This is a genomic window from Cupriavidus phytorum (assembly GCF_003254285.1).
GTDB classification, from domain to species: Bacteria; Pseudomonadota; Gammaproteobacteria; order Burkholderiales; family Burkholderiaceae; genus Cupriavidus; species Cupriavidus phytorum.
This window is the reverse complement of record NZ_QKZN01000001.1, coordinates 943,496-968,575: the sequence shown is the minus strand read 5'-3', so window position 1 is coordinate 968,575 and position 25,080 is coordinate 943,496. Positions and strand designations below refer to the sequence as shown.

Genomic DNA, 25,080 nt, shown 5'->3' with positions numbered 1-25,080 from the left:
GCCGCTGCCTTCAGAGCCTTCAGAGATTCCTTTCATTCGCCTCACCGAAGCTGTGTCCCCGCTCCTGTTCTCGCATTTCACGGCCACCAGCTGCCTCGGCGCCGGCCTCGACGCCACGCTGGCGGCGCTGCGCGCGCAGCGCGGCGGCCTGGCGCCGTGCCGCTTCGGCGACGTCGCCCTCGACACCTATGTCGGCGAAGTCGCCGGCCTCGACGCCGTCACGCTGCCGGCCGCGCTGGCCGAGTTCGACTGCCGCAACAACCGGCTGGCGCAGCTGGCGCTGGCGCAGGATGACTTCGCCGCACGCGTGCGCGAGGCGGCGGCGCGCTACGGCGCCCACCGCATCGGGGTCTTTCTCGGCACCAGCACTGCGGGCGTGCTGCAGACGGAACTGGGCTACCGCCAGCGCGACCCGGCCAGCGGAGCGCTGCCGCCGGACTTCCACTACGGCGGCACGCACAACCCCTACTCGCTGCCGGCATTCCTGCGGCGGCAGCTGGGCCTGACCGGGCCGGCGGCGGCGGTGTCGTCGGCGTGCTCGTCCGGCGCCAAGGTGTTCAGCTCGGCGCGGCGCATGCTGGAGGCCGGGCTGATCGATGCGGCCGTGGTGGGCGGCGTCGACTCGCTGTGCCACACCACGCTGTACGGCTTCAATGCGCTGGAATTGTTGTCGCGCCAGCCGTGCCGGCCCTGCGACGTGGCCCGCAACGGCATCTCGATCGGCGAAGGCGCGGTGTTCGGCCTGCTCGAACGCGTGACCGGCACGGTCGCGGACGATGCCATCCTGCTCGCAGGCATCGGCGAATCGAGCGATGCGCACCATATGTCGACGCCGCACCCGCAGGGGCTCGGCGCGCGCATGGCGATGGCGCAGGCGCTGGCCGGCGCAGGCATCGCGGCGGAGCAGGTCGGCTACGTCAACCTGCACGGCACCGCCACGCGCAGCAACGACGCCGCCGAAGCGCTGGCCATGGCCGCGGTGCTGCCCGGCACGCCGTGCAGCTCGACCAAGGGCGCCACCGGCCATGCGCTCGGCGCGGCCGGCGCGCTCGAGGCGGTGATCTGCGCGCTGGCGCTGCGCCACGGCCTGGTGCCGGCCGGCATCAACACCACGCAGCCAGACCCCGCGCTCGGCGTGAACTACCAGCTCGCCAACCAGGACACGCCGTTGCGCTACGCGATGAGCAATGCGTTCGGTTTCGGTGGATCCAACTGCAGCCTGCTGTTCGCCCGTGCGGACGCGGTCGCTCACTGAGCCAGCGCCATGCCCCAGCCCGTCTATCTCGAAAGCATCGGCCTGCTCGGCCCCGGCCTGAGCGGCTGGCAGCAGGCCAGTGCCGTGCTCGCCGGGCGCGCGCCCTACGCGCATGCGGCCACCGAGCTGCCGCTGCCGTCGGGCTTGCCACCGGCAGAGCGCCGCCGCACCGGACCCACCGTCCGGCTGGCGCTTGGCGTCGGCCAGCAGGCAGTGGCGGCCGGCGGCTGCGATGCCGCACAGCTGCCGACGATCTTCACCTCGTCCAGCAGCGATGGCCACAACTTCCATGCCATCTGCGAAGCGCTGGCGCAGCCCGAGCCGCTGATGTCGCCGACGCGCTTTCACAACTCGGTGCACAACGCGACCGCCGGCTACTGGTCGATTGCCGCCGGCGCGATGCGCGCCTCCAACGTGCTGTGCGCGATGGACGGCAGCTTTGGCGCAGGTCTGCTGGAAGGCGTGCTGCAGGCCAGCGCCGATGCCGAGCCCTGCCTGCTGATTGCCTATGACACCGGCTATCCTGAGCCGCTGCACAGCTGCCGGCCGATTCCCGATCCGTTCGGCGTGGCCCTGCTGCTCACGCCGCAACCGAGCCCGCGCTCGCTGGCGCGCATCGCGGTGGCGCTGACACAGGCGCCGGCCACCGCGATGCCGGACGCCGCGCTGGAAGCGCTGCGCCAGTCCGCCCCGGCCGCGCGCGTGCTGCCGCTGCTGGCAGCCATCGCCCGTGGCGAGACCGGCACGGTGGTGCTGGATTATCTGGACACGCTGCGGATCGAAGCTGAAGTCACCAGCCTCGGCAGCCAGGCTCATGCCTGAAGTGATCAGGGACCGCGCCTGGATCGCGGCGCGCATTCCGCATCAGGGCAGCATGTGCCTGCTCGACGGCGTGGTGGCGTGGGATGCGGCATCGATCCGCTGCACGGCAACCAGCCACACGCATGCGGAGAATCCGCTGCGCGCGCAGGACCGGCTGGCAGCGGTGTGCGGGATCGAATATGCCGCGCAAGCCATGGCCGTGCATGGCGCCCTGCTGGCCGATGCCGAACAGGGCGGCGGCGCGCCGCGGCGCCCGCGCACGGGCTATCTTGCGAGCGTGCGCAAGCTGGTGCTGCAGGTGGAACGGCTCGACGACATCGCGGCGCCGCTGGAAGTCTCGGCGGAGCGCATCAGCGGCGAAGGTGCCACCGTGCTCTACGCCTTTGCCGTCAGCGCCGCGGGACGTACGCTGCTGTCTGGCCGCGCGGCGGTCATCCTGGATGCCGCCGCGCTTGGCGCTGACGCCGGCTGAAGCCTGCCGGCCAGCGCCCTCGCTTCAGCGCGCCGGCAGGATCTTGCCCGACACCGTACCGAAGCCGACGCGATAGCCGTCGCCCTGGCAGTAGCCGGTCATGATCACGTCGTCGCCGTCCTGCAGGAAGCTGCGCTGGCTGCCATCGGCCAGCGTCAGCGGCTCGGCGCCGTTGCGGGTCAGCTCGAGCAGGCTGCCATAAGAGTCCGGCGTGGTGCCGCTGATCGTTCCCGAGCCCATCAGGTCGCCCACGCGCACGTTGCAGCCGGACACGGTGTGGTGCGCCAGCTGCTGCGCCATGGTCCAGTACATCGCCTTGAAGTTGGTGCGGCAGATGGTGCTGGGAGCCGCCGCGCCGGCGGGCTGCAGCGCGACTTCCAGCGCGATGTCGTAGGCGTTCTTGCCCTGTTGCTGCAGGTACGACAGCGGCTCGGGCGACTGCACGGGATTGTCGCGGCGGAACGGCTCGAGCGCTTCCATGGTGACCACCCACGGCGAGATCGAGGTGCCGAAGCCCTTGCTGTTGAACGGCCCCAGCGGCACGTATTCCCATTGCTGGATATCGCGCGCGCTCCAGTCGTTGAGCAGCACCATGCCGAACATATGCGCCGGCGCGTCGGCAGTGCTGACGGGCTCGCCCAGGGTCGAGGGCTTGCCGACGATAAAGCCCATCTCCAGCTCGAAGTCCAGCTTGCGGCAGGCGCTGAAGACCGGGCGCGCCTCGTTCGGCAGCTTGATCTGGCCGTTGGGGCGATGCAGCGGCGTGCCGCTCACCACCACCGAGCTGGCGCGGCCGTTGTAGCCGATCGGGATTTCCAGCCAGTTCGGCAGCAACGCATTGTCCGGATCACGGAACATGCGGCCCACGTTGGTGGCGTGCTCCTTCGACGAATAGAAATCCGTGTAGCCCGGGATCTCGACCGGCAGGTGCAGCGTCGCGACCGACATCGGCACCAGCGCCCGGTCGCGCAAGGCGGCGTTGTCGCGCAACGCAGCGTCCGCACCTGACAGCAGAGCGGTCAGGCGCCGGCGCGTTTCGCTCCAGACCGGCTGGCCCAGCGCGATGAAGCGATTGAGGCTGGCCGCGGCAAAGGTGCCCCGGGCCGCTTCAGGCAGCAGGCCGGCCTGGTCCAGCGCGTCGAGGTCCAGGACCTGGTCGCCGATGGCGACGCCGACACGGGGCGTCTGGCCTTGGGTGGAAAACACGCCGTAGGGCAGGTTTTGCAGCGAAAAATGGGTGTTGCCGTCGTTGGCGCTGTCGATCCAGCTGGTTTGGGGGGCGGTCATCGGGTGCTCCGGGATTTAGCGGGTGTTCGGGTTGAAATGCTTCTTCAGCCCCTGCCAGCAGGTGTAGTACTCCTGCTGCAGCGACGCCGACTGCGCCGCGTACGGCGTCGGGCGGATCACGCCCGGCGTTTCGAACATGAACGCCATGGTGTTTTCGATATGGTGCGGGGTCGAGGTGTCGGCAACGCTGGCCTTCTCGAAGGTCTCCGCATCCGGGCCGTGGCCGCTCATGCAGTTGTGCAGGCTGGCACCGCCGGGCGCGAAGCCTTCGGCCTTGGCGTCATAGACGCCCGAGATCAGGCCCATGAACTCGCTGGCGATATTGCGGTGGAACCAGGGCGGGCGGAACGAGTCCTGCATGGCCAGCCAGCGCGGGCCGAAGATGACGAAGTCGATGGTGTCGACGCCCGGCGTATCCGACGGCGACTGCAGCACGAGGAAGATCGACGGGTCCGGATGGTCGTAGCTGATCGAGCCGATGGTGTTGAAGCGGCGCAGGTCGTACTTGTACGGGGCGTAGTTGCCATGCCAGGCCACCACGTCGAGCGGCGAGTGGCCGATGTCGGCGCGCCACAGGTTGCCCTGGAACTTGGCCACCAGCTCGAACGCGCCTTCGCGGTCTTCGTAGCTGGCCACCGGTGTCAGGAAGTCGCGCGGATTGGCCAGGCCGTTCGAGCCGATCACGCCCAGGTCGGGCAGCCGGAACAGCGCACCGTAGTTCTCGCAGATATAGCCGCGCGCCTCGCCGTCGGGCAGCTCCACGCGGAAACGCACGCCGCGCGGGACCACCACGATCTCGTGCGGCTCGACTTCCAGGCGGCCGAGTTCGGTCACCATCAGCAGCCTGCCCTGCTGCGGCACGATCAGCATCTCGCCGTCGGCATTGTAGAAAAAGCGGTCCTGCATCGAGCGGTTGGCCAGGTACAGGTGGATGCCGCAGCCGGTCATCGCTTCCGGGCCGCCATTGCCGGCCATGGTGACGATGCCATCGACAAAGTCGGTCGGCACCGACGGCATCGCCGGCGGGCTCCAGCGCATCTGGTTCGGCGACGGCGGCACCTGGTCGAAGCGGCTCAGGAAACGCGACTGTTCGATCAGCGTGAACGGCTTGTGCATTGCCGCCGGGCGGATGCGGTACAGCCACGAGCGGCGGTTGTGCGCGCGCGGCGCCGTGAACGCCGTGCCCGACAGCTGCTCGGCATACAGGCCATAGGGTGCACGCTGGGGGGAGTTCTGGCCCACCGGCAGCGCGCCCGGCAGGGCCTCGGTGGCGAATTCGTTGGCGAAGCCCGACATATAGCCGCGCTCGGCAAGCTGGGTATGCGTGAGGTCCATGGTGTTGTTTGCGTCTCCGGATAGGTCCATCAGCGCAGCGCTGGCCGCACGGCGCTTGAATTACGTATTGTGGAATGAATTTACCGTATCGTAATCATCGGAACCGGACGTGTCAAACCGCGGATGCGCGCGTGTGGCACACGTCGCTCTTGCAGTTGTAGCTGGCGAACCGGGAAATCGGGAGGGTGCCGCTGGCGGGCGCCACGGCGGCAGGAAAACAGGAAGGCTTGAAAGCGCCGGCTCAGGCAGTCAGGCCTGCGGCGTCATGGCTGTCCGGCGCCAGAAACGGCTCTCGGGACAAAAGCGGCTCGGCGCGCGCCGGAGGGCACGCGCCGCTTGCGGAGGGTGGCCTGGAGGCCCGCCGCCGGACCGGCTCGCACAAGCATGCGACCGGCCAGGCAGAAGGCGGATCAGACCGGTTTGTGGCCCTCGCCGGTGCCGGGGCCGAAACCGCCGCCGGAGGCCGGTGTCGCGGCCGGTGCCGGCGCGTTGCCGGCGGGCTGGCCAGCCATCGAGGCAGCGGTCACGCCGCCGTTGCGGCTGGCAATGAAAGCGTTGACGTCGGCGGCAAGGTGCTGCGGCGCCAGCACCACTTCCAGGCCCAGCGCCTCGCAGGCCGCCAGGAAGGTCGACATGCGAGGGTCGGCCTGGCCTGATTCTGCCCGGAGGTATGCCTCCCGGGAAATGCCCGCCTTGCGGGCGACGTCCTCCTGCTTGAGCTTGCGCGCGCGGCGCAGCGCCCGCAGTTGCCGGAACGGTTCGCTAGCGCCTCTCGGCACGGCTGTACTGTTCATGTCGGTCTCCAGTCACCAGTGAAAAAAAGTGCGCGGACGTGCATTCGAGTATAGAGCACGCAAAGCGTTCCGTATGTAACCGCCGAAACACTTTGTGCAGATTTCTTGCTGGCCCGTCATCTTGCGCCGGCATCTACCCGATGGCGCCCCGCCAGGCGTCGGACAGAGCACAACGCCTTCGCGCCGCCTTGACAGTAACGGGCCCTCGGAATTTGCGTTGACGTCACATGCATAGCTGTATGACGTTATGGCCTCCCGAGCACAACAACGCAAGTCGGGGCAACTACCATGCATCCGGTTTCGTTGACAAACCGACCGGTCGTGCTATTCTTCGTTGCATGCAGAAAGGACACCTCACCCGCAAAGCCATCATCGAGCAGGCGCTGGACGCCGCCGCCAAGGTCGGCTTCGAGCAGTTGTCGCTGGCGACGCTGGCGGCCGACACCAATATGTCCAAGAGCGGCCTGTACGCGCACTTCAAGTCCAAGGAGATGCTGCAGCAGGCGGTGCTGGACCTGGCGGTGGAGCGTTTCGGCGACATCGTGATCCGGCCGGCGATGCGCCAGCCGCGCGGCATGCCGCGGCTGCAGGCGCTGTTCGAAGGCTACCTGGAATGGCTGGGCGGCACGGTGACGCAGGGACGGTGCCTGTTTACCGCGCTGGGGCAGGAGTATCGCGACCGCCCCGGCTCGATCCGCGACCTGGTGGTGCAGTCGCTGAAGGACTGGCACAGCACCATCGCGCGGGTAGTGGGGGACGCCATCGAGGAAGGCCAGTTCGGGCCGCAGGTCGACCCGCGCCAGTTCGCCTTCGAGCTGTCCGGCATCGGCATGGCCTTCCAGCAGTCGTTCAAGCTGCTGGGGCGGCAGGATGCGGAAGCGATGGCGCGGCACGCCTTCGCGGCCCTGGTTGCGCGCGCCGCGGCAGGCGCGCCTCACCCCGCGGGGACCTGACATCGGCGCCGGCGCTATCCCGCCGGCAGGCAGCAAACCGCTCCGGCGGGCTTTTTTTGTACCGAAAAAAGCACGACTGGTCGGTCTTTTAGACAGCGCGAGACGCCTCCGGCCAGCCCGGTTCCGATGACGCCGCGCAATCCAGAATCCATTGGAGGTGCAGGTCGTGACGCAAGCAGTCTCTTCTCCTTCCCCGGTTTCCCCTTCTCCCGCTGTTGCGGCGACGGCTTCGCGCGCCGCCGATGCGTCGACCCCCGCCAGCCGCGCCGGCACCTTGCAGCGTGCCCTGATGGGCTTGCAGCGCTTGCGCTGGCAAGCCGGCAGCGTGCTGATGCCCGCAGCGACGGCGCGCCGGCTCGAGCGCATCTGGTTCTGCCCGCCGCGGGGTGCCGCCACTTCCGCTGCCCGGCATGCGCTGGACAGTGCGCGCGCAGACTGGGCCCTGGTAACCGGCCATGGACCCAGCCGGCGGGTGCGGGTCTACCGCTGGGGCAGCGCAGGTCCGGTGGTGCTGCTCGCGCATGGCTGGGGCGGTCATGCGGGCCAGTGGCATGCGGTGATCGAAGGCCTGCTGGCAGCGGGCATGCGGGTCGTCGCCTTCGATGCGCTGTCGCACGGCGCCTCCGATGCCGGCGCACGCGGCGCCGCGCAGAGTTCGGTGCTGGAAATGTCGCGCTCGCTGCTGGCGGCAGCCTGGCATGCCGGCCCGGTCCATGCCGTGGTGGCACATTCGCTCGGCGGCGCGGCCGCGGCGCTGGCGCTGCGCGAAGGCCTGCCGGCGCGCGCCGCGGTGCTGCTGGGCGCGCCCGCCGACATGCGCGCGGCATGCGCCGCGCTGGCGTGGCAGCTGGGCGTGGCGCCGGCGGTGCTGGGCCGCATGCAACGCCACAGCGAACGCTGGCTGGGCATGCCGTGGTCGGCCTTCAACGTGCCGGACCTGGGCCGCGACCGCCCGGTGCCGCCGACGCTGGTGATCCATGACCGCGACGACAAGGAAGTGCGCTGGGAGGACGGGGCGGCCATCGCCGGCGCCTGGCCTGGCGCGCGGCTGGAGACCACCACCGGCCTCGGCCATCGCCGCATCCTGCGCGATCCCGCGGTGATCCAGCGCATCGCCGACTTTATCCGGCCGCCATCCGGGCCGCGCCAGGTGCCGGTAACCGCCGGCCTGGCCTTGGCCTGAACCAGGAGCCCATCATGTACCTGGTAAGCAACGATATGACCGCCACCCTGCCCGCCCGCAGCTCGCTGCGGCTGGTCGCCGGGGCCGGCGAACGGGTGGCGGTGCGCTGCACCGCCGGCGAGCTGTGGCTGATCCGCGATGGCGATCCGAAGGACACGGCGCTGACGGCAAGCGAGTGCTTTACCTTGTCCGATGCCGGCCATGTCGAACTGTATGCAATCACCGCCGCCTCCCTGCATGTCACCCGCTGCAAGGCCGCGCCGGACCCCGCTCGCGACGCATGGCGACAGCGGCTATGGCGCTGGCTGGGCCCGCGCAGCCACGGCTATACCGGCGCCGGCCGCTGATTCGAGCCTCTGCCTCGAGCCTCTGCCCCGTCTGCTATCCGCCGACACCGCTGCTCGCTTGCCGCGCTCGCGCGCGGGCGGACGGGCGAGGGTCATGGCGGTTAATTGCGCAAATTGCGCAATTGCCATCCACAAAACGTCCTTGCTCGCGCCGGCTACCGGCCGGCGCAGCGTCAGCCCGCATCGCCCAGCAGCATCTCGCGCAGGCGGAACTTCTGGATCTTGCCCGCGGGCGTGGCCGGCAGCGCATCGCGCACCACCAGTTTCTCGGGGATGTATTGCAGCGCCATCTTCTGCTGTCTGAGCCAGTCGACCATGCCGGCCAGGTCGATGGACTGCCCGGCTCGCGGCACGACAAACGCGCACGCACGCTCGCCGAGGCGCGCATCGGGATAGGCCACGATCGCCACCTGCGCCACCGCGGGATGCCGGTACAGCAGGGTCTCGACTTCCAGCACGGGAATGTTCTCGCCGCCGCGGATGATCACGTCCTTGCTGCGCCCGGCGATGCGCAGGTAACCGTCCGCGTCCAGCCGGGCCAGGTCGCCGGTGTCGAACCAGCCGTCGGCATCGGTGGCGTTCAGGTGCGGGCGCTTCAGGTAGCCGCCGAAGTTGGAGCACGCGCGCACCAGCAGCCGGCCGGTCGCGCCCACGGGCACGTCCTCGTCGGTGCCGTCGACCACGCGGATCTCCACGCCGGGCAGCGGGCGGCCGTCGGTGGTGGATGCGCGCTCGTCGCTGTCCTCGGGCAGCGTGGTGGTGACCGCGCCGTTCTCGGTCATGCCCCATGCCGACACGATCTGCGCGCCCAGCGCCTGCCGTGCCTGCTCGACCAGCGTGCCCGGAATCGGCGCGCCCGCGCACAGGAAGAGCCGCAGGCTCGGCACCGGCACGCCGGACTCGGCCACCACGCGCGCCAGGTCGGTCAGGAATGGCGTGGAGCCCATGGTAAAGGTCACGCCCTCGTCGCGGATCAGCGCGGCGGCGCGCGCGGGATCCCAGATGTCCTGCAGCACCGCATGCGCGCCCAGCATCACCGGCATCATCAGGCCATACATGAAGCCAGTCTGGTGCGCCATCGGCGAGGCCATCAGCACCACGTCGTCGCCGCTGAGATGCAACCGGCCGGCATAGGCGACGATGTTGGAGAACAGCGTGTTGGCGGTATGCATCACGCCCTTGGGTTCGCCGGTGGTACCGGAGGTGTAGATCAGCTGCGTGACGTCATCCGGACCGGGCCGGCTGCGCAGCAGGATGGCGGCGGCCTCGGCGTCGTCTTCCCAGTGCGGGCCGCTCAGCAGCGCCTCGAAGCTGTCGTCGCCATCGCCGGCGACCACCACGACATGGCGCAGCGCGGGCAGCGCATCGCGCAAACCCAGCAGCATCTGCGCATGATCGAAGCCGCGGAACGCCTTCGGCACCACCACCACCTTGCTTTGCGCGTGCGCCAGCATGAACGACAGCTCGCGCTCGCGAAAGATCGGCATGACCGGGTTGAGCACCGCGCCCAGCCGCGCGCAGGCCAGGTACAGCACGCTCAGGTGCCAGCCGTTGGGCAGCTGGCATGAGACCACGTCGCCGGCGACGATGCCGAGGCGGGAAAGCCCCAGCGCCACGCGATCGGCCATGCGCGCCAACTCCCGCCAGGTGAAGCGCGTCACGTGCTGGCGTTCGATGCTGAGCGCCGTCAACGCGGTTGCGTCGGGCCGCTCCCGCACGCATGCGGCAAGATAGTCGTTGATGGTACGGTCCTGCCAGTGCCCGGCGGCAACGCTGGCGGCACGGCGCGGCGCGATCAGTACGGCGTCGAAATCCATGGCGGTCTCCTCGTTGTTGTGTACTGCCAGTCGTTGCGTCAGGCCGGCACCGCCTCGCGCCCCGCGCGGGTGCGCGCGATGATGGTCTTCATGATCTGCGCGGTGCCGTCGCCGATCTGGAAGCCGAGCACGTCGCGCAGGCGCTGCTCCATCACGCCGCGGTCGTAGCCGCCGTGCCCGAACGACAGCAGGCACTGGTGCACCGCGTCGTACGCCAGCCTGGGGGCCCACCACTTGCACATCGCCGCTTCGGCGGTATGCGGCAGGCCGCGGTCCTTCAGCCACAGCGTCTGCAGGCACAGCAGCCGCGCGCCCTGCACCTGGGTCTCGAAGTCGGCCAGCGGATGCGACACGCCCTGGAACGCCGACAGCGGCTTGCCGAAGGCCTGGCGTTCCGACACATAGGCCCAGGTCTCGTCCAGCGCTGCCTGGGCCACCGCGAGCACCTGCAGCCCGATCAGCGCGCGCGAGAAATCGAAGCCCTGCATCACCTGCACGAAGCCCTCGCCTTCCCGGCCCAGCAGGTGGCTGGCGGGCATGCGCACGTTCTCGAAAAAGATCGAGCCGCGCCCGATGGCACGCTGGCCGTGGCAGTCGAAGCGGTTGCGGCTGATGCCCGGCAAGTCCATCGGCACCAGCAGCGCCGACACGCCGCGCGCGCCGGCCTCGACCGGGCCGCTGCGCGCAAACACCACCGCGGCATCGGCCTGGTCGGCGGCGGAGATCGAGGTCTTCTCGCCGTTCAGCACATAGGCGTCGCCGTCGCGTTCCATGCGCAGGCGCAGGTTGGCGGCGTCAGAGCCGCCGCGCGGCTCGGTCAGCGCGATCGCCAGCAGCGCTTCGCCGCGCGTCAGGCGCTGCAGCCACGGGCCGGCGATCTCCGGCCGCGCGTGGTGCGCGAGGATCTGCCCGTTCAGCGAAGCCAGCAGGTTGATATACGACAGGCTCAGGTCGGCGCGCGCGACCGCTTCGTGGATCACGCCCGCCGCCAGCGAGCCCATGCCCTGCCCGCCATACGGTTCCGGCAGCTCGGGCGCGATAAAGCCCATCTCGCCCATCTCGCGCATCAGCGCGCGGTCCAGCACGCGGGTCCGGTCGCGCTCCAGGCAGCCGGGTGCGACGCGCGCGTCGGCAAAGCGGCGCGCGTGTTCCGCCAGCGCCATCAGGTCTTCGTCAAGATAGGGGTTCATGGTCGTCTCCGCATGGTCCGGTCGGCTTACTTCGCGTACTTGCGGAAGTCCGGCTTGCGCTTTTCCTGGAAGGCGCGCACGCCCTCGCGCGATTCCTCGGTGTCGTAATAGAGCTTGAGCGCATACATGCCCATGCCGGCGATGCCGCCCTGGTGCGCCGTATCCATGTTGAACGAGCGCTTGGCGATGGCGATCGCGGTCGGGCTCTTGTCGAGGATCTCGTCGCACCACTTCTGCACTTCGGCGTCGAGCTGCTCGTGCGGCACCACGGCGTTGACCAGCCCCATCGCCAGCGCGTCGGCGGCGGTGTAGCGGCGGCACAGGTACCAGATCTCGCGCGCCTTCTTTTCGCCGACCACGCGCGCGAGAAAGGCGGTGCCATAGCCGGGATCGACCGAGCCGACCCTGGGCCCGACCTGCCCGAACACGGCCTTGTCCGAGGCGATGGTGAAATCGCAGATGGTGCACAGCACGTTGCCGCCGCCGATGGCATAGCCCTGCACGCGCGCGATCACCGGCTTGGGCACGTCGCGGATGGCGTTGTGCAGCTCTTCCATCGGCAGGCCGATGGTGCCGCGGCCGTCGTACTGGCCCTCGTGCGCGGACTGGTCGCCGCCGGTGCAGAAGGCCTTGTCGCCGGCGCCGGCCAGCACGATCGCGCCGATCTCGCGGTCATAGCCGGCGCGGTTGATGGCGTGGATCAGTTCGTCGCAGGTGCGGCCGCGGAAGGCATTCATTTTTTCCGGGCGGTCGATAAGGATCCAGGCCGCGCCGTTGCGGACGTCATAGCGGATGTCTTCGTATTGCATGGTGGTCTCCGTGATGTTGTTGTGCCAGCTGGCGCTCAGCCGTTCATGGTCAGGCCGCCCGACACGCTCAGCACTTGTCCGGTGATGAAGGCCGCGTCGTCGCCGGCAAAGAACAGCACAGCGCCAGGCAGGTCGTCGGGCTGGCCGATGCGGCCCAGCGGGATCGAGCGGGTGAAGGTTTCGACCAGCTTGTCGGGGTTGCCCGCGCCCTGCTTGTAGTCCTCGAACAGCGCGGTCTCGGTCGGGCCAGGGCACACCACGTTCACGGTGATGCCATGGCGCGCATGCTCGCGCGCGATGGTCTTCGAGAACGACACCAGCCCGCCCTTGCACGCGGCGTACACCGCCTCGCCGGACGAGCCCACGCGCGCGGCATCGGAGGCGATATTGACAATGCGTCCGCGCCGGCGCGCCACCATGCCCGGCAGCACCGCGTGATGCATGTGCAGCGCGCCGGTGAGATTGATGGCGATCAGCCGCTCCCACTGCACCGGCTCGGTCTTGACGAACGGCCGGAACACATCCCAGCCGGCGTTGTTGACCAGCACGTCGACAGGGCCCAGTTCCTGCTCCACCGCCGCCACTGCCGCATCGACGCTGGTGCGGTCGGTGATGTCGCAGCGCACCGCCAGCGCGCGGCCGCCGGCTTCGCGGATCTGCGCCGCCACGCGTTCGCCCGCCTCCGGGTTCAGGTCGAGCACTCCCACCGCCGCGCCCGCACGCGCAAAGCGCAAACAGGTTGCGCTACCGATACCGCCACCGCCGCCGGTCACAATGACCGTCTTGCCTTCAAGTCCTTGCACAGCCGTTCTCCTTTCAGGGTTCCGGTGCTATCGTGCCGGCGGTGCCGCCGCCACATGCGCCTTCATTTACGTAAATATATTGACGTATACTAGGTGCGACCGACCTCGTGTGCAAGGCCGCTATCCTTTGGAAATCACTATGGTTAACCCCGACCAGGGAGGCGAACTCCCGACCAACGCACGCATGGAACTGGCCAACCGGCTGTTCTTCCGCCTGTACCAATGCGCAAACATGTTGCATAAAACCGGTTCGCGAGCCGTCGAAGCGGAAGGCTTGACGACACAGCAGTGGGCCGTGCTGGGCGCGCTGTCGCGGCCCGAAGCCGCCGATGGCATGAGCGTCGGCGACCTCGCCCGCTACCTGATGGTCAGTCGCCAGAACCTGTCCGGACTGGTCAGCCGGATGGAACGGGACGGCCACGTCACGCTGGCGCCCGACGGGCGCGACCGCCGCTCGCGGCTGGTGCGGATGAGCGAGCCGGGCCGCGAGGTGTGGCTGCACCAGGCGCAGCCGAAGATCCGGCAGTACTACGAGCAGGCGCTGGACGGCTTCTCCACCAACGACCTGACGCACACGCTGCATTACCTGCTGAAGCTGCTGGACAACATGCGCGCGCTTGACGCGCCGGAGGGTGGCGACAGCGGGCCGGCACAGGACTAAGGCGGATCGCTGTATCACGATTGGTACAAAGCGTGCTGCGGCGCAATGGCACGCACCGCGGCATCCGCCGCTGCGCGGCGTGCCACACCGGCTGGCGCGCGATATGCGTCGGTATGGGGTTGCTCAGGCCCCGGCGCTGTGCCGGGATGCCCTGGACCACTGCCCCGGCTGGCTGCTGCGATCGGTCGCGTGCGCGCAGCCGGGACGGCGTTCGATCGATCCTTACCGGAGATCCCGCCATGACCCGCTATATCGTGCTAGCCAGCTTCACCGACCAGGGCATCCGCGCCGTCAAGGACACCACCAGGCGCGCCGCCGCGGTGCGCGAGATGGGCGCGCGCTTCGGGGTGCAGATGAAAGACATCTACTGGACCCTGGGCAAATACGACATCGTGCTGACCGTCGAGGCCCAGGATGACGCCAGCATGACCGCATTCGGCCTCGCCGTCGGCGCGCTCGGTAACGTGCGCACGCAAACGCTGCGCGCCTTCAACGTCGACGAGATGCAGGAGATTATCGACAAGATGAGCTGAGCCGCCCTGGCACTCTGTCCTTGTCATGAAAAACGCCCGCCATGGCGCCTGGCGGGCGTTGCGGTTGCTGGCTGGTGCGCGCTTTCCGGATATCCGACGGCCTTGTCAGACGGCGCCCGATACCTCGGCCACGGCACAGCGCTGACACTCATACTGCCAACTTCCGGAGAGCGCCATGCCAGGCAAGAACATCCATGTCGTGCCGACCCATAACGGCTGGGCCGTCGAAGCGGAAGGCCGCTCCGGCAACCAGCAGCGCTTCACGTCGATGGACCATGCGATCGCTAGCGGCATGGAAAAAGCCAGGCGCGCAAAGGTCGAGTTGCTGATCCATGGAAAAGATCACCAGATCATGGAGCGCAACTCCTTCGGCAACGCTCCCGGTGACACCGACGGGTAATGGAAGGGAAACCTCGAGCAGGGTACCATCGTGCAGGGCACCATCGGCATCGTGCCTGGACGACTCTAATCGCGGACAACCCGATGCGCAATTTGAAAGGTTTCTACATCCTTCTGGTCGCCGTCACCATTGCGTTCATCTGGATACTGCTGCCCTTCTACAGCGCGATCCTGTGGGGCACCATACTGGCCATCCTGTTTCACCCCATGCACCGCAAGCTCACGGTGCGATTCCGCAACCGGGAAAATCTCGCAGCGCTGACCACGCTGCTGGTCTGCGTGCTGATGGCCATTCTTCCGGTGTTCCTGATGATTGCCACGCTGGCACAGGAAGCGGCCCTTGCGTACAACCAGATCAAGACTGGCAGGTGGGATTTCGCGCAGTACTTCCGCACGGCCGTCCAGGCGCTGCCGGACTCCGTCGAGGCCTGGCTCAATGAAATGGGATTGGCCGACGTCGCGGGGTTGCAGGCGAAGCTGACCGAAGGCGCCGCCCGCATCAGCCAGTTCATGGCGGCCCAGGCGGTCACCATTGGCCAGAACACGCTGCAGTTCGCCGTCGGCATCGGCATCATGCTGTACCTGGTGTTTTTCCTGCTGCGCGACGGCGCGGTCATTTCCCATCGCTTCCGCGAGGCCATACCGCTGAGCGACGCGCACACGCGCCGGCTGGTCGGCCGCTTTACCACCGTGGTCCGCGCCACGGTCAAGGGCAACGTGGTGGTGGCTGCGGTGCAGGGCATACTGGGCGGCCTGATGTTCCTGCTGCTGGGCATCAACGGCGCGTTGCTGTGGGGCACGCTGATGGCGTTCCTGTCGCTGCTGCCGGCCGTTGGCGCCGCGCTGGTATGGGGCCCCGCCGCGATTTATTTCCTGCTGGCCGGCCCCGCCTGGAAAGGCATCGCGCTGATTGCCATCGGTACCCTGGTGATCGGCGCCGTGGACAACCTGCTGCGCCCGGTCCTGGTCGGCAAGGACACCAAGTTGCCGGACTGGGTCGTGCTGATCTCGACCCTGGGCGGCATGTCGGTGTTTGGCATCAACGGCTTTGTGATCGGTCCGCTGATTGCCGCGCTGTTTATGTCGTGCTGGGATATGTCGGTGATCGAGGATCGCGACGACACCATGTGACCGGCCCGCGCTGCCATTTCGCGATTTCGCCATTTCGCCATTTGCCGGCTTCACCACGTTGATGAAGCAACTGGCAATGCACCGATAAAATCCCTAGAAACAAGAATTATTCTCATCTATTATTCGGCCTTTCGTTGTTTCGTCCCGGGCCGTCATGCTTTTCCGCCGTCTTGCCATACCTGCCGCCGCCAGTTCCCTGCTCCTGCCACCCCTGGTTTCCCACGCCGCCGACGAGTTCGCCACGCTGCCATCCGTGACGGTCAGCGCGGCCAGCGACGGCCAAGCCGACGTCGGTTTCGCCACGCGTCGGCCGGCCGGCGTGACCAAGTCGGGCGAAGCCGCCGCCGACGCCGCGCAATCGATCACCGTGATCACGCGCGACCTGCTCGACAGCCAGCAGGCACAGAACCTCAGCGACGCGCTGCAGAATTCGGCCGGCGTGGTCACCAACACCTATGGCCGGCGCGGCTGGGACGACTTCATCATCCGCGGCCAGCGTGCCTCGGAATCGATCTTTGCCGACGGACTGCTGGTCGACACCAACAACCGCGTGGCGCAGGAGCTGTTCGGCGTGGAGCGCGTGGAAGTGCTCAAGGGGCCGGCCTCGATACTGTTCGGCGCGGTGCAGCCCGGCGGCCTGGTCAACATGGTCAGCAAGCGCCCGCGCGCGGAACTGTTTGGCGAACTGGGCCTGACCGTCGGCAACTATGGCTTCCGGCAGATGACGGTCGATGTGGGCACGCCGCTGGCCAAAGACAGCAAGGCCGCGTTCCGCCTGAACGGGCTGATGATGAACAGCGACGATCCGACCGACTTTGTCTGGTATCGCAACCGCTGGATCGCGCCGTCGCTGACGCTCGACCTTGGCGCGCGCACGGACTTCACCATCCTGGCCAGCCACAACCAGCGCAACTACGTGCGCCAGCAGGGCCTGCCCGTGAATGGCACGCTGGTGCCGAACCGCAATGGCGTGGTGCCGGCCAACCGCTTTATCGGCGAACCGGATGCGCCGTCCTATGACGGCGAGCAGAACCGCATCGGCTACGCGCTGACGCACCGCTTCGACTCGGGCTGGACCCTGAACCAGAACCTGCGCTACCAGACCTCGTCGCTGGCCGGTACGCTGGTATCGGCCGGCACCATGGCGCTCGACAGCCAGTCGATGAACCGCAGCGGCACGCAGCAGAACTTTTCGGGCAATTCGTTCGGCGTCGACACCAACGTGCAGCGGACTTTTGCGTTCACGGGGCACGCCCACAGCGTGACCTTCGGCATCGACTACCGGCATACCAAGGAAGACCGCCTGCAGAAAACCTGCCGCGTCGCCGCGCTGAACGTCTACAACCCGGTCTACGGCGCCAGCATCAACTGCCCGTCCGCCTATAACCTGGATGCGACCGATACGCTGGACGCGCTCGGCCTCTACCTGCGCGACCAGGTCCGCCTGGGCGAGCGCTGGACGGTGACCGGCGGCGTGCGCTACGAATCCGCGCGGACCGGCACCACCGACCGGCTGGCATCATCGCGCTTCACCAATGACAGCAACGCCGTCACCGGCAGCGCGGGCGTGATGTACGACCTGACCAACTGGGCGCGGCCTTACGCGAGCTTCGCCACGTCGTTCTTGCCGAACGCCGGCACCGATGCCAGCGGCGCCACCTTCAAGCCCGAGAAAGGCCGACAGTACGAGGTGGGCGTAAAGTTCGACATGCCGGACAAGACCGGCCTGCTGACGCTGGCCGCATTCGACCTGACGCGCACCAACGTGCTCAGCAGCGACCCGCTCAATACGGGCTTCAGCGTGGCCGTCGGCGAGCAGCGCTCGCGCGGGCTGGAAGTGGAACTGACGCAGGATCTCGGCAACGGCCTCAGCGTGTCGGCGGCCTATGCCTATATCGCCAGCGAAGTCACCGAGGACACCACCGCCGCCAACGTCGGCAAGCCTCTGAACAGCGTGCCGCGGCACAGCTTCTCGGTCTGGAGCCAGTATCGCCTGCGCGGCGCGCTGGCCGGCTGGTATGTCGGGGCCGGCGTGCGGGGCGAGAGCGCCAAGCGCGGGTACAGCTTCAACTACACCGTGCCGGGCTATGCGGTCGCCGATGTTGCCGTCGGCTACGTGGCCTCGCACTGGCGCGCGGCATTCAACGTCAAGAACGTGTTCGACAAGATGTACTACGCGGGCGGCCTGAACAACAACGTGCTGCCGGTGGGCAATCCGCGCGTCGCCATGCTCAACGTGACGATGAATTATTGAGGCCAAGGCGGTGTCTCGCCTGCAATGCGAAACACCACCCGTCCTCGCGGCTAGGCCGACGCGGGCTCCAGGATCTGCCCGCCGCCATAGCTCGACTGCACCGGCACCGCTCCGCCCGCCGTCATCCTGATCGCGCAATACTTGAACTCGGGAATCTTGCCGAACGGGTCCAGCGCCGCGTTGGTCAGCTTGTTGATCGCCGCCTCGTAGTAGCAGAACGGCACGAACACGGCGCCGCGCGGCGTGCCGGCATCGGCGCGGGCATAGAGCGTGACCTCGCCGCGCCGCGACGACAGCGTGACCACGCCGCCTGGCGTGCCGCCGAGCGCGTCGAGGTCCAGCGGATGCACCAGCGCCACCGGGTCCGGCTCGATCGCATCGAGCACGCCGGCGCGCCGCGTCATGCTGCCGGTATGCCAGTGCTCGAGCTGGCGCCCGGTGATCAGCACCATCGGGTAGTCGGCATCCGGCCGCTCCGCCGCCGGGATGATATCGGCCGGCACGAAACGGCCCCGCCCGGTCGCGGTCGGGAAGCTGTCGGTGAAGATCACCGGCTCGCCCGGATCGCCCTCTTCCTTGCACGGATACGTCACCGCGTGTTCGCGCTCCAGCCGCTCCCAGGTCACGCCACCGATGCTCGGCATCGCCTGCCGCATCTCGTTGAACACGTCCTCGACGCTGTCGTAGCGCCAGTCCAGCCCCAGCTGCGCCGCCATCTGCTGGACGATCCACAGGTCCTGGCGCGCCTGCCCCGGCGGATTCAGCGCCTGCCGGCCGAGCTGCACGGTGCGGTCGGTGTTGGTGAAGGTGCCGGTCTTCTCGGGGAAGGCCGAGGCCGGCAGCACCACGTCGGCCAGGTAGGCGGTCTCGGTCAGGAAGATGTCCTGCACCACCAGGTGGTCGAGCGAGGCCAGCGCTGCGCGCGCATGCTCGGCGTCGGGGTCGGACATCGCCGGGTTCTCGCCCATGATGTACATGCCGCGCACTTCGCCGCGCTCGATCGCCTGCATCACCTCGACCACGGTCAGGCCGGGCTGGCGGTCCAGCGGCATGCCCCACAGCGCCTCGAAGCTGGCGATCGCCAGCGGATCGTCGACGCGCCGGTAGTCCGGATACATCATCGGGATCAGGCCTGCGTCGGAAGCGCCCTGCACGTTGTTCTGCCCGCGCAGCGGATGCAGCCCGGTGCCGGGCCGGCCGATCTGGCCCGTCATCAGCGCCAGCGCGATCAGGCAGCGCGCGTTGTCGGTGCCGTGCACGTGCTGCGACACGCCCATGCCCCACAGGATCATCGAACTCTTGGCGGTGGCATAGACCCGCGCGACCTCGCGGATGGTTTCGGCGTCGATGCCGCAGATCGGCGCCATCAGCTCGGGGCTGTAGGCGGCCACGTTGCGCTGCAGCTCGTCGAAGCCGATGGTGCGGCTGTCGATGAAGTCCTGGTCGACCAGGCCCTCGTTGACGATCACATGCATCATCGCGTTGAGCAGCGCCACGTCGGCATCGGGCTTGAACTGCAGGAAGCGCCAGGCGAAGCGCGCCAGGTCTGAGCGGCGCGGATCGGCCACGATCAGCTTGGTGCCGTTCTTCACGGCGTTCTTGATCCAGCTGGCCGCGACCGGGTGGTTCACGGTCGGGTTGGCGCCGATCACGATCACCACCTCGGCTTTGTCGACGTCCATCACCGGGTTCGACACCGCGCCCGAGCCGATCCCTTCCAGCAGCGCCGCCACCGACGAGGCGTGGCACAGCCGCGTGCAGTGGTCGACGTTGTTGCTGCCAAAGCCGGTGCGCACCAGCTTCTGGAACAGGTAGGCCTCTTCATTGCTGCCCTTGGCCGAGCCAAACCCGGCCAGCGCGCGCTTGCCATGGGTGTCGCGGATCTGCGCAAGCTTGCCGCCGGCCAGCGCCAGCGCTTCTTCCCAGCTGGCTTCGCGGAACACGTCCATCACGTGGTCGGGGTCCATGACGAAATCGCCCTGCTTCGGCACGCCGTCGCGGCGCACCAGCGGCACCGTCAGCCGCTGCGGATGCTGGACGTAGTCGAAGCCGTAGCGGCCCTTCACGCACAGGCGCCGGTGGTTGGCCGGGCCATCGCGCCCTTCGACGAACAGGATGCGGTTGTCCTTGACGTTGTAGGTGAGCTGGCAGCCGACGCCGCAGTACGGGCACACCGATTCCACCTGCTTGTCCGGAACCGCCAGCGCGGCATCGCGCGCGGGCATCAGCGCGCCGGTCGGGCACGCCTGCACGCATTCGCCGCAGGCGACGCAGGTGGACGCGCCCATCGGGTCGTCCATGTCGAACACGATACGCGCATCGTCGCCGCGCAACGCCAGGCCGATCACGTCGTTGACCTGTTCGTCGCGGCAGGCGCGCAGGCAGCGGGTGCACTGGATGCAGGCATCCAGGTTGACCGCGATGGCCGGGTGCGACAGGTCCGCCGCCACGCGCTCGCGCGGGGCGAAGCGCGGCTTGCCGACTTCCAGCCGGGCGGCCCATTGGTCAAGCTCGTTGTTGCGCGTGTATTCCGCTTCCGGCATGTCCGACTGCAGCAGTTCCAGCACGGTGCGCTGGGCGCGGCGGGCGCGTTCGGATTCGGTCTGTACCTGCATGCCTGCAGTGGGATAGCGGCAGCAGGACGGCGCCAGCACGCGCTCGCCCTGGATCTCGACCATGCAGGCGCGGCAATTGCCGGCGGGCTCGAGGCCGTCCTTGTAGCACAGGTGCGGCACGTCGAAGCCTTCGCGCTGCGCCACCTTCAGCAGGCTTTCGCCGGGCTGCGCGCTGACTTCACGGCCGTTGAGGGTAAAGGTAACGGCTGGCTCGGCGGATTCGACTAGCGCGCGTTCGGCGCGGGTCAGTGCATTCATGTCTGTCTCTCAGGCTCGGGCCAGCATCAGGCCAGTTCGTGCGGGAAGTACTTGACCACGCAGTCGACGGGGTTCGGCGCGGCCTGTCCCAGGCCGCAGATCGAGGCATCGCGCATCACCGCGGACAGGTCATCCAGCGCCGCCAGGTCCCACTTGGGCTGGCGGATCAGGTCGAGCGTCTTGGCCGTGCCGGTGCGGCACGGCGTGCATTGCCCGCACGACTCATGCTTGAAGAAGTGCATCAGATTGCGCGCCGCCTGCGTGGCGCTGTCGTGGTCGGACAGGATCACGATCGCGGCCGAGCCGATAAAGCAGCCGTAGGGCTGCAGCGTGTCGAAGTCGAGCGGGATATTGCCCATCGCCGCCGGCAGGATGCCGCCCGACGCGCCGCCCGGCAGGTAGCCGTAGAACGCATGGCCGTCGAGCATGCCGCCGCAGTATTCGTCGATCAGCTCCCGCACCGTGATCCCGGCCGGCGCCAGGTGCACGCCGGGGCGCTTGACCCGGCCCGAGACCGAGAACGAGCGCAGGCCCTTGCGCCCGTTGCGCCCTTGCGAGGCAAACCACTCGGCGCCCTTCTCGATGATGTCGCGCACCCAGTACAGGGTTTCGAAGTTGTGCTCCAGCGTGGGCCGGCCAAACAGGCCCACTTGCGCCACGTATGGCGGACGCAGCCGCGGCATGCCGCGCTTGCCTTCGATCGATTCGATCATCGCCGATTCTTCGCCGCAGATATACGCGCCCGCGCCGCGGCGCAGCTCGATGCGCGGCAGGCCAGGGACCGGAGGGTCCTGCTGCAGCTGCTGCAAGGCTTCGGCCAGCAGCGCGCGGCAGCCCGCATATTCGTCGCGCAGGTAGATATAGATCGCCGCCACGTCGACCACGTGCGCCGCGATCAGCATGCCCTCGAGGAAGCGGTGCGGATCGCGTTCCAGGTAGACCCGGTCCTTGAAGGTGCCGGGCTCGCCCTCGTCGATATTGACCGCCATCAGCCGCGGCGCGGCTTCGCCACGGACGATGCGCCATTTGCGCCCGGTCGGGAAGCCCGCGCCGCCCAGCCCGCGCAGGCCGGAATCCTCCATCGTGGCCAGCACCGCGGCCGGGTCGAGCCCGCCGCCGGCCAGGTCCTTCAGCAAGGCATAGCCGCCGTCGCGCCGGTAGGCGTCGTAGTCGATATGGGGTTCGGGCGCATGGCGCACCGCCCTGGCCTGCACGGCGGTGCCGATGGCGTCGGCGGTGGCATGGTCGACCGGGTTCTGCCCGACCAGCGCGGCCGGCGCCTTCTCGCAGCGGCCGATGCAGGGCGCGGCGATCACGCGCACCTCAGTGCCGAGCAGCGCCGGCAGCTTGTCGATCAGCGCCTGCGCACCGGCCAGCTCGCAGGCAATGCCTTCGCATACGCGCACGGTCAGCGCGGGCGGCGGCGCGATCTGGCCGTCGGCATCCTCGCGCACCACGTCGAAGTGGTGGTAGAAGGTGGCGACCTCGTAGATTTCGGTCATCGACAGCCGCAGCTCGCTGGCCAGCGCCACCAGGTGCGGCATGGCAAGCTGGCCGTAGCGGTCGTTGATGCAGTGCAGGTGTTCGATCAGCAGGTCGCGCCGGCGGGGCATGTCGCCCAGCGCCACGCGCACTTCGGCCAGCGCGGCCGCGTCGACCTGCCGGCCCTTGGGCTGGCGGCGCTTGCGCTGCCGGCTGAGGCCGGTGGCCTCGAGGGGAATGACAACCTGGTTCATGGCGTGCCTGGATGTTGTTTGTGGGTTGCGCTGCGCGATCAGGAAGGCGCCCGGCGGGCCGCCCTCCTGTCGTGCCTTGTTGTTGTCGTATTGTGCTCTACCGCGCGCGGCGGCTGTGCAGGCATCGCAGCCGCACGCGCCCGGGTACTTACTGCCGGCGCTGGCGGGCGCCGTACTGCTTTCTTCATCAGGTCAGGTCTTCGGGCACGGTACGATAGCCCATCGGCGCCGCCGTGTTGGCATGCACGTACTTGCGGGCATGGGCCTCGCGCATCGGCTTGAGTACGAACAGCGCCATCGCCGCGGTCAGTGCCGCCATGCCCGCGGCCACCATGAACACCGCATGCCAGCTGCCGGTGGCGGCGGTGATCACGCTGGAGAACGGCACCAGCAACGCGGCAGTGCCCTTGGCGGTGTACAGCAGGCCGGCGTTGGTGGCGGCAAACTTGGGCCCGAAGGTGTCGCCGCAGGTGGCCGGGAACAGGCTGTAGATCTCGCCCCAGGCGAAGAACACCACGCCGGTCAGGATCACGAAGGCGACCGGATGGTGGCCGTACTTCGACAGCAGCAGGATACCGACGGCCTCGACCGCGAAGGCGAAGAACATGGTGCGTTCACGGCCGATATGATCGGAGATCCAGCCGAAGAACGGACGCGTCAGGCCATTGAGCACGCGGTCGATGGTCAGTGCGAAGGTCAGCGCCGGCAGCGTCAGGCCGAGGATCGAAATCGGCGCCTCATGCAGGCCGAAATCCTTGGCGATCGGGCCCAGCTGCGCGGTGGCCATCAGGCCGCCGGCGGCCATCATCACGAACATCGCGTACATGACCCAGAAGATCGGCGACTTCAGCACCTCGCGCGGCGACGCATTGTAGGTGGCGGCGGTCTTCAGCGTGGTCTTGACCTCGCTCAGGATCTTGGCCGACGGCGGGTACAGGGCCATGCCGAGGATGAATACCACCAGTCCCTGGCCCAGGCCGAACCACAGGAATGCCGCTTCATAGCCCGAGGTCTTGATCATGTTGGCGATCGGCACCACGGTCAGTGCCGAGCCGGCGCCGAAGCCCGCCGCGGTGATGCCCGCCGCCAGTCCGCGGCGATTCGGGAACCACTTCAGCGCATTGCCCACGCAGGTGCCATACACCGCGCCCGCGCCCAGGCCGCCGATGGCCGCCGCGACGTAAAGCATGGGCAGCGACGATGCCACCGAGTTCAGCGCCCAGGCCACTGCGCACAGCAGGCCACCGCCCACCACCACCGGGCGCGGGCCATACTTGTCGACCAGGTAGCCCTCGATCGGCACCAGCCAGGTTTCTGTCACAACGAAGATGGTGAATGCGACCTGGATCGCGGTACGGCCCCAGCCGTATTTGTCGTCGATGGGGTTGACGAACAGGGTCCAGCCATACTGCATGTTGGCGATCATCGCCATGCAGATCACGCCGAATACCAGTTGCACCCACGGCGACGCAAAGCGGGACGTGGACTCCCTCTGCTGCAATTCCATGATGTCTCCTTATAGCGGCGAACCGCCAAGGTGGAAGATGGGCGCCTTAAGACGCCTCTGCGTGACTCTCGGTTGAAGAACAGCTGAGCCGTTCCAGTGCTATACGGTATGTGATATATCAGGTAAGTCAAGCGTATTCGTCGCGGCTCTGCAGCATGCAGCCGCGTTACCTGGTGCCGTGGCAGCCACGGATCGCCTGCGACTGGTGCGCAAACTGCATCAATGGCTGTTCCGGCAGCATCAAGAGTCCTTGGAAATCAAGCAGTTGCCTTGCGGCGGTTCATAAATCGGCCAGCGCACGGCATCCGCAAGCATGCCGGGGATCGCGCCATCGAAAAACCGGGAAAACGAGCGGTTCGGGAAAGTCCCTAGATGCAGACATGGAGGTCCTTCCGTGTCCGTATCGATATGGAATGTCGGGGAATCCACGCGGGGTCTGGCACGCGCGGTGCCGATGGTGGACGGCGCGCAGGGAGGCGCCAAGCGTTCGCTATTGCGAAGGGAGAGACAGAGAAGGCGGTGACGGGGGATGGCGGCCGTACTCGCCGTGATGATCGCAAGGGATGCCGGCCGCTACAGCCCTTGCCTTCAGCGCTTCAGCGCGACCGCGCCGTGCGCCGGGCGGCCTCAGGCATAGGCGAGTTCACCAGCGGCGGGCACGATGCGCGAGGCGCTGGCGCGGCCCACGCCGTCGCTGTGCTGGTCCGAGCCCAGGCCAGCGAAGCGGCCGTGGTCCTGCGCGGTGACCAGCACATCCATGGGCAGGCGCGTGGCCAGCAGCGTGGTCACGCCCACACCGACAGCAAGCAGGGCCAGGCCAAGGGCGACGAGAAGAGCGACTTCCATTTGAAAACTCCAGTAGCGTTGTGATCAGGAGTTTTCATTATATGCTGCGCCGCACTATGTGTAAATATCCTGT

At 68.0% G+C, this 25,080-nt stretch carries 22 protein-coding genes; 11 read left to right on the top strand and 11 right to left on the bottom strand.

What is annotated here, in order from left to right; translation table 11 throughout:
• Nucleotides 1-52 precede the first annotated feature (52 nt).
• The 3 genes from C7416_RS04170 to C7416_RS04160 are packed head-to-tail and all read left to right on the top strand — an operon-like array spanning nt 53 to nt 2,549.
• Nucleotides 53-1,255 (top strand): beta-ketoacyl-[acyl-carrier-protein] synthase family protein, encoded by a 1,203-nt coding sequence (locus C7416_RS04170; protein ID WP_111517244.1) that lies wholly within the window; start codon nt 53-55, stop codon nt 1,253-1,255.
• A gap of 9 nt (nt 1,256-1,264) precedes the next feature.
• Nucleotides 1,265-2,077, top strand: coding sequence for a beta-ketoacyl synthase chain length factor (locus C7416_RS04165; protein WP_111517243.1), 813 nt, complete (start codon nt 1,265-1,267; stop codon nt 2,075-2,077).
• Nucleotides 2,070-2,549: an ApeP family dehydratase gene (locus tag C7416_RS04160; protein WP_111517242.1), complete on the top strand. Its 480-nt coding sequence runs from the start codon at nt 2,070-2,072 to the stop codon at nt 2,547-2,549. Before C7416_RS04165 ends, C7416_RS04160 begins: the two co-directional genes overlap by 8 nt.
• Before the next feature lie 24 nt (nt 2,550-2,573).
• On the opposite strand, the gene fahA is transcribed toward C7416_RS04160, so the two are convergent.
• The 3 genes from fahA to C7416_RS04145 form a co-directional block, all read right to left on the bottom strand.
• Complete coding sequence (fahA, locus tag C7416_RS04155) at nt 2,574-3,836, bottom strand: fumarylacetoacetase (RefSeq protein WP_111517241.1); 1,263 nt, start codon at nt 3,834-3,836, stop codon at nt 2,574-2,576.
• Nucleotides 3,837-3,851: 15 nt separating this feature from the next.
• Nucleotides 3,852-5,171: a homogentisate 1,2-dioxygenase gene (hmgA, locus tag C7416_RS04150; protein WP_111517240.1), complete on the bottom strand. Its 1,320-nt coding sequence runs from the start codon at nt 5,169-5,171 to the stop codon at nt 3,852-3,854.
• 410 nt (nt 5,172-5,581) lie between these two features.
• Nucleotides 5,582-5,965, bottom strand: coding sequence for a helix-turn-helix domain-containing protein (locus tag C7416_RS04145; protein WP_111517239.1), 384 nt, complete (start codon nt 5,963-5,965; stop codon nt 5,582-5,584).
• A 338-nt stretch (nt 5,966-6,303) separates the two neighbouring features.
• Here C7416_RS04145 and C7416_RS04140 point away from each other — a divergent pair, with 338 nt between their 5' ends.
• From C7416_RS04140 to C7416_RS04130, 3 genes are all read left to right on the top strand, one after another.
• Nucleotides 6,304-6,918, top strand: a complete 615-nt coding sequence (locus C7416_RS04140) for a TetR/AcrR family transcriptional regulator (RefSeq protein WP_240988292.1) — start codon at nt 6,304-6,306, stop codon at nt 6,916-6,918.
• Nucleotides 6,919-7,084: 166 nt separating this feature from the next.
• The gene (locus C7416_RS04135) at nt 7,085-8,101 is read left to right on the top strand and encodes an alpha/beta fold hydrolase (RefSeq protein ID WP_111517497.1); all 1,017 of its coding nucleotides are present in this window, start codon (nt 7,085-7,087) and stop codon (nt 8,099-8,101) included.
• A 14-nt stretch (nt 8,102-8,115) separates the two neighbouring features.
• On the top strand, nt 8,116-8,448 hold the full coding sequence (locus C7416_RS04130; RefSeq protein WP_111517237.1) for a DUF2917 domain-containing protein: 333 nt from the start codon (nt 8,116-8,118) through the stop codon (nt 8,446-8,448).
• Between the two features lie 173 nt (nt 8,449-8,621).
• Here C7416_RS04130 and aliA read toward each other — a convergent pair whose 3' ends face one another.
• From aliA to badH, 4 genes are read right to left on the bottom strand one after another with little or no spacing between them, the layout of a single operon-like run.
• Nucleotides 8,622-10,265 (bottom strand): cyclohexanecarboxylate-CoA ligase, encoded by a 1,644-nt coding sequence (aliA, locus tag C7416_RS04125; protein WP_111517236.1) that lies wholly within the window; start codon nt 10,263-10,265, stop codon nt 8,622-8,624.
• Nucleotides 10,266-10,303: 38 nt separating this feature from the next.
• Complete coding sequence (gene aliB, locus C7416_RS04120) at nt 10,304-11,455, bottom strand: cyclohexanecarboxyl-CoA dehydrogenase (RefSeq protein WP_111517235.1); 1,152 nt, start codon at nt 11,453-11,455, stop codon at nt 10,304-10,306.
• Nucleotides 11,456-11,481: 26 nt separating this feature from the next.
• Nucleotides 11,482-12,264, bottom strand: a complete 783-nt coding sequence (badI, locus tag C7416_RS04115; protein WP_111517234.1) for a 2-ketocyclohexanecarboxyl-CoA hydrolase — start codon at nt 12,262-12,264, stop codon at nt 11,482-11,484.
• 35 nt (nt 12,265-12,299) lie between these two features.
• Nucleotides 12,300-13,067: a 2-hydroxycyclohexanecarboxyl-CoA dehydrogenase gene (badH, locus tag C7416_RS04110; RefSeq protein ID WP_111517233.1), complete on the bottom strand. Its 768-nt coding sequence runs from the start codon at nt 13,065-13,067 to the stop codon at nt 12,300-12,302.
• A 139-nt stretch (nt 13,068-13,206) separates the two neighbouring features.
• On the opposite strand from badH, the gene C7416_RS04105 reads away from it, so the two are divergent.
• From C7416_RS04105 to C7416_RS04085, 5 genes are all read left to right on the top strand, one after another.
• On the top strand, nt 13,207-13,728 hold the full coding sequence (locus C7416_RS04105; protein ID WP_111517232.1) for a MarR family winged helix-turn-helix transcriptional regulator: 522 nt from the start codon (nt 13,207-13,209) through the stop codon (nt 13,726-13,728).
• A 239-nt stretch (nt 13,729-13,967) separates the two neighbouring features.
• On the top strand, nt 13,968-14,261 hold the full coding sequence (locus C7416_RS04100) for a GYD domain-containing protein (protein WP_111517231.1): 294 nt from the start codon (nt 13,968-13,970) through the stop codon (nt 14,259-14,261).
• Between the two features lie 175 nt (nt 14,262-14,436).
• Nucleotides 14,437-14,661 (top strand): DUF2188 domain-containing protein, encoded by a 225-nt coding sequence (locus C7416_RS04095; protein WP_111517230.1) that lies wholly within the window; start codon nt 14,437-14,439, stop codon nt 14,659-14,661.
• Between the two features lie 83 nt (nt 14,662-14,744).
• Complete coding sequence (locus C7416_RS04090) at nt 14,745-15,791, top strand: AI-2E family transporter (RefSeq protein ID WP_111517229.1); 1,047 nt, start codon at nt 14,745-14,747, stop codon at nt 15,789-15,791.
• A 154-nt stretch (nt 15,792-15,945) separates the two neighbouring features.
• Entirely contained in the window at nt 15,946-18,045 is a 2,100-nt protein-coding gene (locus C7416_RS04085) for a TonB-dependent siderophore receptor (RefSeq protein ID WP_111517228.1), read from the top strand.
• Nucleotides 18,046-18,095: 50 nt separating this feature from the next.
• Here the strand turns inward: C7416_RS04085 and fdhF are convergent, their stop codons facing one another.
• The 4 genes from fdhF to C7416_RS04065 all read right to left on the bottom strand — a co-directional run bounded on the left by fdhF (nt 18,096) and on the right by C7416_RS04065 (nt 25,007).
• A complete protein-coding gene (fdhF, locus tag C7416_RS04080; protein WP_111517227.1) occupies nt 18,096-20,918 on the bottom strand; it encodes a formate dehydrogenase subunit alpha in 2,823 nt (940 codons plus the stop codon).
• 26 nt (nt 20,919-20,944) lie between these two features.
• Nucleotides 20,945-22,654, bottom strand: coding sequence for an NADH-ubiquinone oxidoreductase-F iron-sulfur binding region domain-containing protein (locus C7416_RS04075; protein WP_111517226.1), 1,710 nt, complete (start codon nt 22,652-22,654; stop codon nt 20,945-20,947).
• A 187-nt stretch (nt 22,655-22,841) separates the two neighbouring features.
• Entirely contained in the window at nt 22,842-24,161 is a 1,320-nt protein-coding gene (gene oxlT / locus C7416_RS04070) for an oxalate/formate MFS antiporter (protein ID WP_062802904.1), read from the bottom strand.
• A gap of 627 nt (nt 24,162-24,788) precedes the next feature.
• Nucleotides 24,789-25,007: a hypothetical protein gene (locus C7416_RS04065; protein ID WP_111517225.1), complete on the bottom strand. Its 219-nt coding sequence runs from the start codon at nt 25,005-25,007 to the stop codon at nt 24,789-24,791.
• Nucleotides 25,008-25,080 lie beyond the last annotated feature (73 nt).

Bases quoted from the DNA above. Each gene is read 5' to 3' on its own strand.
- C7416_RS04140 (WP_240988292.1), top strand. From the start codon at position 6,304: ATGCAGAAAGGACACCTCACCCGCAAAGCCATCATCGAGCAGGCGCTG.
- fdhF (WP_111517227.1), bottom strand. From the start codon at position 20,918: ATGAATGCACTGACCCGCGCCGAACGCGCGCTAGTCGAATCCGCCGAG.
- aliB (WP_111517235.1), bottom strand. From the start codon at position 11,455: ATGAACCCCTATCTTGACGAAGACCTGATGGCGCTGGCGGAACACGCG.
- C7416_RS04160 (WP_111517242.1), top strand. From the start codon at position 2,070: ATGCCTGAAGTGATCAGGGACCGCGCCTGGATCGCGGCGCGCATTCCG.
- C7416_RS04085 (WP_111517228.1), top strand. From the start codon at position 15,946: ATGCTTTTCCGCCGTCTTGCCATACCTGCCGCCGCCAGTTCCCTGCTC.
- fahA (WP_111517241.1), bottom strand. From the start codon at position 3,836: ATGACCGCCCCCCAAACCAGCTGGATCGACAGCGCCAACGACGGCAAC.
- oxlT (WP_062802904.1), bottom strand. From the start codon at position 24,161: ATGGAATTGCAGCAGAGGGAGTCCACGTCCCGCTTTGCGTCGCCGTGG.
- hmgA (WP_111517240.1), bottom strand. From the start codon at position 5,171: ATGGACCTCACGCATACCCAGCTTGCCGAGCGCGGCTATATGTCGGGC.
- aliA (WP_111517236.1), bottom strand. From the start codon at position 10,265: ATGGATTTCGACGCCGTACTGATCGCGCCGCGCCGTGCCGCCAGCGTT.
- C7416_RS04105 (WP_111517232.1), top strand. From the start codon at position 13,207: ATGGTTAACCCCGACCAGGGAGGCGAACTCCCGACCAACGCACGCATG.
- C7416_RS04165 (WP_111517243.1), top strand. From the start codon at position 1,265: ATGCCCCAGCCCGTCTATCTCGAAAGCATCGGCCTGCTCGGCCCCGGC.
- C7416_RS04075 (WP_111517226.1), bottom strand. From the start codon at position 22,654: ATGAACCAGGTTGTCATTCCCCTCGAGGCCACCGGCCTCAGCCGGCAG.
- C7416_RS04090 (WP_111517229.1), top strand. From the start codon at position 14,745: ATGCGCAATTTGAAAGGTTTCTACATCCTTCTGGTCGCCGTCACCATT.
- C7416_RS04100 (WP_111517231.1), top strand. From the start codon at position 13,968: ATGACCCGCTATATCGTGCTAGCCAGCTTCACCGACCAGGGCATCCGC.
- C7416_RS04095 (WP_111517230.1), top strand. From the start codon at position 14,437: ATGCCAGGCAAGAACATCCATGTCGTGCCGACCCATAACGGCTGGGCC.
- C7416_RS04065 (WP_111517225.1), bottom strand. From the start codon at position 25,007: ATGGAAGTCGCTCTTCTCGTCGCCCTTGGCCTGGCCCTGCTTGCTGTC.
- C7416_RS04130 (WP_111517237.1), top strand. From the start codon at position 8,116: ATGTACCTGGTAAGCAACGATATGACCGCCACCCTGCCCGCCCGCAGC.
- C7416_RS04145 (WP_111517239.1), bottom strand. From the start codon at position 5,965: ATGAACAGTACAGCCGTGCCGAGAGGCGCTAGCGAACCGTTCCGGCAA.
- badI (WP_111517234.1), bottom strand. From the start codon at position 12,264: ATGCAATACGAAGACATCCGCTATGACGTCCGCAACGGCGCGGCCTGG.